Annotated in this window: 5 protein-coding genes and 2 pseudogenes; 3 read left to right on the top strand and 4 right to left on the bottom strand. The window is 54.6% G+C overall.

Annotation, left to right across the window (positions count from 1 at the left end):
- Positions 1-120: 120 nt before the first annotated feature.
- Positions 121-234 (top strand): annotated as a pseudogene (locus SJH88_RS17920) (IS3 family transposase); the annotation flags it as partial.
- Positions 235-401: 167 nt separating this feature from the next.
- On the opposite strand, the gene copD reads toward SJH88_RS17920, so the two are convergent.
- From copD to SJH88_RS17900, 4 genes are all read right to left on the bottom strand, one after another.
- The gene (gene copD, locus SJH88_RS17915) at positions 402-1,328 is read right to left on the bottom strand and encodes a copper homeostasis membrane protein CopD (RefSeq protein ID WP_034398829.1); all 927 of its coding nucleotides are present in this window, start codon (positions 1,326-1,328) and stop codon (positions 402-404) included.
- A gap of 4 nt (positions 1,329-1,332) precedes the next feature.
- Positions 1,333-1,719 (bottom strand): copper homeostasis periplasmic binding protein CopC, encoded by a 387-nt coding sequence (gene copC, locus SJH88_RS17910; protein WP_207576283.1) that lies wholly within the window; start codon positions 1,717-1,719, stop codon positions 1,333-1,335.
- 111 nt (positions 1,720-1,830) lie between these two features.
- Positions 1,831-2,802 carry a copper resistance protein B gene (locus tag SJH88_RS17905; protein WP_179954953.1) on the bottom strand — a complete coding sequence of 324 codons (972 nt, stop codon included), beginning with the start codon at positions 2,800-2,802 and terminating at the stop codon, positions 1,831-1,833.
- A gap of 25 nt (positions 2,803-2,827) precedes the next feature.
- A complete protein-coding gene (locus tag SJH88_RS17900; protein WP_274755259.1) occupies positions 2,828-4,852 on the bottom strand; it encodes a copper resistance system multicopper oxidase in 2,025 nt (674 codons plus the stop codon).
- A gap of 365 nt (positions 4,853-5,217) precedes the next feature.
- Between SJH88_RS17900 and SJH88_RS17895 the strand changes: the two genes are divergently transcribed.
- Together SJH88_RS17895 and SJH88_RS17890 are read left to right on the top strand one after the other, a co-directional pair.
- Positions 5,218-5,901, top strand: a complete 684-nt coding sequence (locus SJH88_RS17895; protein ID WP_207576285.1) for a heavy metal response regulator transcription factor — start codon at positions 5,218-5,220, stop codon at positions 5,899-5,901.
- Positions 5,902-7,292, top strand: a pseudogene (locus SJH88_RS17890) (heavy metal sensor histidine kinase).
- Positions 7,293-7,589: the final 297 nt, after the last annotated feature.

The raw sequence follows: 7,589 nt of genomic DNA, 5'->3' as shown, positions 1-7,589 counted from the left end.
TGCTCACGCGACTGCCCACGCACAAGGCCAGCCGCATCGTCGAGCTCCTGCCACACCGCTGGAAACCCGCCGACGCCTGATCACCGGCCTCGGTAGGCCTGGGTTTGCCGGACGCTTACGTTCATTGAAGCCGTAGATACCTACATCCGTTGGTACAACGAAAAACGTATCAAGGTATCTCTGGGGCGTTTGAGCCCTGTGCAATACCGGCAAAAACTTGGTCTAGCCGCATAAAACCAGTCCAAGTTTTTATCCGCATCCCCGGCGGGTCAGTTTTGCGTGGAAATTAACAGCGGACGCCATCCAAGCATGAATCGACGGAAGCGTTTTACCCTTCCTATCAGTGTCTACGTCTGCTTAGAGCAGCTCCGCTTCTGCTGTCGGTGGTTGATCTCGGAGGATCAAATTCCTTTTGGGGAAAGAATCCCTAACCAAGCCACACTCGCCAAAACCAGAACTGCAAGTGTTGTCTCCATGAACAGGCTCTGGCGTAGCTTAGCGACTGCTTGCGCGCGATTCCCTGAGCCCAATGATGCCTCCAGACTTGGACTAAGCCGGAACCGATTTGCAGCTGCCAAAGCAAGCATTCCGAGAACCAGCACTAGCTTGCCTAGCAGCAACTGACCATAGAGTGTCGAAACAAGCGGATCAAGCGAAGGCCCTGCGATCAATACATAGTTGACTACACCACTGGCCGCAAGAACGAAAACGATAAGAGTTCCGATATGGGCGAAGCCGTTTGATGTTCGGCTCAATATGGCGACAGTGTCCTGTGTCGCATTTGCCCTACTTGTTGCTAAGATCAAAAAAGCAAGTAACGCGCCGACCCATGCACCTGCTGCCCAGAGATGGAAGATATCTGAAGCAAGGTGGACGTATCCACGCATTCCGTCGTCCATCGCACCGTGACCAGCCCAGGCCAGTGTCGCCAGCGCTACACCGCTAGATGCGGACATGGCAACGAAGCGAAACGTTGGATTGAACTTCACTAGGGCAATCAAGATGCAAAGCGCTAGCGCAAGAATACGAATGCACCAAGCAAGGCCCATGTGAGTGCCGGTGATCAGCATCTCGAAGATATGCGTTGACAACTCAGCGTAAGTTTGAGCACCGGACATGGCCTTGGCAAGGACTGTCATGCCAATCACTGACAGTCCAATCCCGATTGCTGCAAATACACCAATGCAAACTCGATAGCGACGCGCAATTGCCAAGGATCGCTCGTCATGGCCAAGGGCATAGACGCCGAACACGGCGACGCCAAAAGCTGCAGCCATGTCCAGATAAAGCGCGAGGCGCAAAACGATGGTGAACCAATCCTCGGCCATTTGGTTACTTCACCTGAAATGTGACATTGCCATTGATCGGGTGTGTGTCCGAAGACACGGCACGCCAATCCACGCGATAGGCACCGGGTTGAAGTGCTTGCGCAGGAGTAATGACCATGGTTTTGCCATCGCTAGCGCCAGAGACGCTTGCGCTGACCTTCATTGCACCGTGGTTCGGCATCCCGGGCATGCCCGTCATGATCAAGTTCGCAGCCGAGAACTGAGGAACCAGCGTTTCCGAGAACTTCAGCTCAATCGTTGCAGGTGCAGCAACCTGCGACTTATCCGCAGGTGACGAGGAGACTAGCGAAGGATGGGCAAATGCTGCAGAAGCGAACAGAGTTGCGGCGATTGGTGCGATGTACTTAGCTACCTGGGTTGAGCGGTTCATGAGGACTCCTATCTAAGTGTGATGGTGGTTTGAAAATCGATTGCGAATCTGGGTCTATGGAGTTGGCGCGCCCTCAAGAACGCGCCAGCGAGGAAGTGCACATTGGTCTGGCTAGAACCAGAAGCGGACACCGGCCACCCATCGTGTTTGTTGAGCACGGCCGCCGTCTGCACGAACGAGATCTGCGGTTCGCCCGAAACTGCCCGCACGTTCGACGCCGATATATGGAGCGAACTGACGGCTGAACTCGTAGCGCAGTCGCAAGCCCGCAGATGCTTCGGCTAGGCCCTTGCCGATGTGGCGCTCTGGATCATCCTTGCCGTAAAACTGCATTTCAGCTCTAGGCTCAAGGATCAGGCGCTGAGTCAGCAATAGTTCGTAGCTTGCATTTAGGCGAAGCGCAGTTCTGCCGCCACTGCCAACATAGGCTGTGGCCTCCAGCTCGAACCAGTAAGGGGCTAGGCCCTGTACACCAAATGCCAGCCATTGACGGCTAGGTCCCACGCCGTTGTCTAAGCGCAGACCAAGCTGTGTATCCCAATAGGTTGTGGCAGCACGGCTCCATAGCAGTTCGGTGCGAGACTCTTCGAGCTTTCCTTTGGCGACGTCACCTTCTGCCTTCAAGACAGCTTTGTTGTATGAGGTCCCGTACCATGCTTGCAAGTCATAGGCCGTTGAATCATCACCTCTGCGTGAAAAACGGCGTTCCAGGGTCTCACCACGCAGCGAGGCAAAGGTATGCTCGTCCGCAAGCATCAAGCGCGGGACGCCAGGCACCGCGTAATCGCCCGATCCCAAGGTCAGCCCATTGGAATACCCATGCGGGTCGCGAGCATCTGGAGGTGCGGATCCCCCTTGCATCTGCATGCTGCCGTGATCCATCGCAGGGCCGCTTGCAGCGCTGCCAGTCATAGCACCATGACCTGCATGTGGATCAGCTGCAGTTGTGGCAGGGCTTGCCGGTGCTTCCATTTGCATATCCGCTTGGCCATGCGATGAATGGTCGCTTTGCGCCTGGGCCGCAATACTCACCAGAGCGAGGAGCGCAGTGGACAATGCACGAATAGGGAGTGCTTTGGACATTTTTGATCTTCCTTGTGAGGTTTGTTCAAGACACTACGACTTCGCGGAACATGCCTGCATCCATGTGGAACATCAGGTGGCAATGCCATGCCCAGCGCCCCAGAGCATCTGCCGTCACCAAGAAGCTGATGCGTTGCGCAGGCTGTACTGGCAAGGTGTGTCGACGGGCGAGGAATCGACCATCAGGGCTCTCCAGTTCACTCCACATCCCATGCAAGTGCATAGGGTGAGTCATCATGGTGTCGTTGTGTAGGATGACCCGCAAACGCTCGCCGTGACGGAAGTGAACAGGCGTTGATTGCCCGAACTCCAATCCATCAAGAGACCAGGAATAACGCTCCATATTGCCCGTCAGGTGCAACTCCACCTCTCGTCCAGGACCGCGCGAGTCCATCGGACCTGAAGGTGTATGTAGATCGGCCAAGGTCAGCACGCGTCTGCCGTTATTGCGCAGACCGATACCGGGATCGTCGAGATTGGTGCGGGCCATATCGACTCGCATATCTGTTCTCGCGCCATATTCAGTGCGAGCATGGCGTGCTGTGGTGCTGGGCACTGCCAAGCCCCCAGCAGACATGGCATGCTGACTATGGTCCATTGCCATACCACCGTGATTCATGCCGTCCATCGCACCATGATCCATGCCGGCCATTGCCCCCGACATACCAGCCATCCCGGCCATGCCCGTCATCCCAGACATCCCAGACATCCCAGACATCCCAGACATCCCAGACATCCCAGACATCCCAGACATCCCAGACATCCCAGACATCCCGGCCATACCTGTCATCCCAGACATGCCGGTCATCCCAGACATGCCGGTCATCCCAGACATGCCGGTCATCCCAGACATGCCGGTCATGTCCATGTCGGCTCCGGAACTGCCATGGCTCATGGCGCCCATCATGTCGCTCATACCCAGCCATTCGACGGGATCGAGTGCAGGGACAGGAGCTTGTAGACCTTCGCGCACTGCTAACGTAGCGCGTGCGTAGCCTGTTCGGTCCATCGACTGGGCAAAAATCGTATAGGCGTCATCACGTGGCTCGACAATCACGTCTATGGTTTCGCCAGGGCCGAATCGGAATTCATCGACAGTCACAGGCTCTACGTCGACGCCGTCAACATGCACCACAGTGAGCTTCAGACCCGGAATACGTACGTCATAGAAGGTATTGCCCGCGCCGTTGACCATGCGCAGTCGAACACGCTCGCCCGGGCGGAAAAGAGCTGTCCAATTGCCGGCAGGTGTGACGCCATTTGCGAGGTAGGTCAGAGTCGCAGAAGAGAGGTCGGCTAAATCCGTTGGATTCATGCGCATCTCGTTCCACATCTTGCGCTTGTCTAATGCCGCTGACACGCCATCACGCGATGCATCACGGAAGAAATCAAAGACCGTGGGTTGGTTGTAGTTGTAGTAGTCGCCCTGAACCTTGAGCTTTGCGAAAACGCGCATGGGGTCTTCGTCAGTCCAATCGGAGAAGAGCACGACATGGTCACGATCTGAACGGATAGTCTCAGGTCCTGCGGGATCGATGATGATCGATCCATACATGCCGGTGAGTTCCTGCATGCCTGAATGTGAGTGATACCAGTAGGAACCGCTTTGCTGGACCTTGAAACGGTAAGTGAACGTCTCTCCTGGAGGGATGCCAGCAAAGCTAATGCCAGGGACCCCGTCCATCTGATAGGGCAAGATAATGCCGTGCCAGTGGATAGAAGTTGCCTCCCGTAGCTTGTTCGTGACGCGAATGGTCACAGTTTCTCCCTCACGCCAGCGCAGGGTAGGCCCAGGAAGAGAACCATTGATGGTGGTCGCCATACCTGGCTTCCCGGTGAAGTTCACCGGGGACTCGGCGATCACCAAATCGAACTCATTGCCACGCAGTACTGGCGCAGCGCCACGCACCGTAGCGCCTTGTTGGGCGAAGGCCATGAGCGACTGTGTCGACAGTCCTGCTAGAACGCCACCTGCGGCTAGCCCCTGAACAAAACGCCGACGAGAGAACCCTTGTGAGGGAGTAACAAGAAATGGCGAACGACGCGGCATAGGGTGAAATCCTCCAGAGTTGTCAAGAAATTCGTTTTCGGCGACGCTGGCTGAAACAACAAGCGCTCGATATGTTTAATATGCTAGGGCCTGCTGAATTTCTGTGGGGTGACTCATTCATTACATTCATGTAATGCTCACGTCATGTTCGGTGCGATGGGCGGCTCCTATCCAGAAATGCCTTCGTTGCAGCTAGAAGGTTCACTCTGGTCGCCACGCTTGATGACTGCCCAGGAAGGAACAACGAGGCAGTGTTGAGCCTTTCTATCGCCAGGATTTCAAGAACATTACATTTTTCTTATCTTCATGTCAGAGGGCGTCAAACTCGGCACACTCTCGAGCGTCTACTGCAGCGGAGCGATTACATGAGGATTTTGATTGTCGAGGATGAGCCTAAAACAGGTGAGTACCTGCGCCAAGGACTAACCGAGGCTGGATACATTGCTGATCTGGTTCCAAATGGTTCAGATGGCTTGCATATGGCTCTGCAAGGTGAATACTCATTGGTGATCTTGGATGTCATGCTGCCGGGACTCAATGGTTGGCAGGTCCTCCAAGCACTCCGTGATCGGGGATTGCATATGCCGGTCCTGTTCCTTACTGCACGGGACCATGTCGAGGATCGCGTCAAAGGGCTCGAGCTCGGTGCAGATGATTACCTGGTGAAGCCGTTTTCGTTTGCAGAGTTACTTGCCAGAGTTCGCATCATTCTTAGACGCGGACATCCGGCCAATGAAGGCACTACTCTGACTGTTGCAGATCTCGAGCTAGACCTACTGCGTCGCCGCGTATCTCGCAGTGGCAAACGTGTTGACCTCACGGCCAAAGAGTTCGGACTCTTGGAGTTGCTGATGCGTCGACATGGTGAAGTGCTTCCACGTTCGTTGATCGCATCGCAGGTATGGGACATGAACTTCGACAGTGACACCAATGTCATCGAGGTGGCCATGCGCCGTCTGCGAGTCAAAATTGACGAAGGCCATTCGATCAAACTGATCCAGACTGTACGGGGAATGGGCTATGTGCTTGAAGTCCCCGAGGAGGAGTAGGTGCAGCATCTCATTCGGAAGGGAAAGCTCTCTTTGACGAGTCGTTTGGCCCTTTTTTTACGGTTGTTGCGACAGCCGTAGTGCTTGGTTTAGGCGGTCTATTTCTCGTCGTTACAGAAAAGCATTTCGTGGAATTGGACCGAATGACGCTTCAGGACAAGCGCCATTTGATCGAAAAGATTCTCCAGAACACCAAGTCGGTCGATGATGCTCGTTGGCGTTTAAATGAGGCACTGAACTATCACGAGGATCTTCAGGTCCAAGTGAAGGATGCCCAAGGAGAAACCGTATTTCAATCGCCCGCATCTGGCTTTGCAGTGCCTGATCGCAATTCGACTTTTATCGACAAGGAAGGATCGTTTGAGGTGTGGCGGCACGCAGATGCAGAATTCCACACCTTGAGCTTTGAGACGCTCCCGGCCTACGCACCGTCGCCATTAAAGGTAGTGATCGCAGCAGACACCAAGCATCACATTCAATTCCTCAACGGAATTCGCACAAGCTTTGCTATTTATGTGATCGCAGCAATTTTGCTTTGCTCACTTCTGTCTTGGCTCGCGGCGCGACAAGGGCTAGCACCGCTGCGAGAGATGAAATCACGTGCGGCTGTTGTGACGGGACAGAAGATGAGTGAACGCATGCCGGTCGAGGCTGTACCTGTAGAAATGGCCGATTTGGCGCATGAGCTCAATCGCATGCTGGATCGATTGCAGGACGATTTTCAGCGACTGACAGATTTCGCTTCTGATTTGGCCCATGAACTACGTACGCCCATCAGCAACCTGTTGACGCAGACTCAGGTAGTGCTGGCATCCAAGCGTGATGCCGCGACATACCGAGACATTCTTGCCTCTAATGCCGAAGAGTTTCAGCGCTTAGCACGCATGGTGTCAGACATGTTGTTCCTGGCCAAAACCGAACGGGGCGTGAGCCTACCGCGCAAGGAACAGTTCTCCGCACAGCAAGAAGCGTATGCATTGCTGGAGTTCTATGAGGCTGTAGCGGAAGAAAAGCAAATTCATTTGAGGTTAAATGGTGATGGACTCGTTGATGGTGATCGGCTGATGTTTCATCGTGCTGTGAGTAATTTGCTATCTAATGCTTTGCGCTATACGCCGCAGGCTGGCATGGTCACCATCGACATTGGGACTTCAGCGCCCTGGACACTTGTCACTGTGGAAAACACAGGGCAGGACATTGATCCCAAAGTCCTGCCCAGGTTATTTGACCGCTTCTATCGAGCTGACCCTTCCAGGGCACATCCGGACTCAGACGGTAGCGGATTGGGGCTGGCGATCACCAGAGCGATTGTTGAAGCCCATGGCGGCTCCATTGCGGCCACTTCTGCTGATGGACGAACTCGCTTCACCTTGAAATTCCCCAAGCCGTAGCCGACTTCCTAAGCAGATCGAAAACCGGTTTTTATTGAGCGAAGGAAGACGCTATCCACAGCAAGAGGTCTTTGCTGAAGTTGAGCCGCAACATTTCGACTGCGGCTCCTCAGCATTTGCCTGCTCGGTTTCGGCTAACGCCAATAATTCTGGAGTGTATCCAGCGGCCTGGATAGCTGTCGGGTCCCGGACGATTGGCTGCTTAAAAACAAGCGTCCGTTGCTGCATGGCCGAGAGGTACTGCAAGCAGTTCTGGCAACATGGCAATCCCGTGCCAAGGAGTTGCCATGCTGATCA

The organism is Comamonas sp. GCA5 (assembly GCF_036541385.1).
Classification (GTDB): Bacteria; Pseudomonadota; Gammaproteobacteria; order Burkholderiales; family Burkholderiaceae_C; genus Comamonas; species Comamonas aquatica.
The sequence above is the reverse complement of the archived record's forward strand: the minus strand, read 5'-3'. Positions and strand labels throughout refer to the sequence as shown.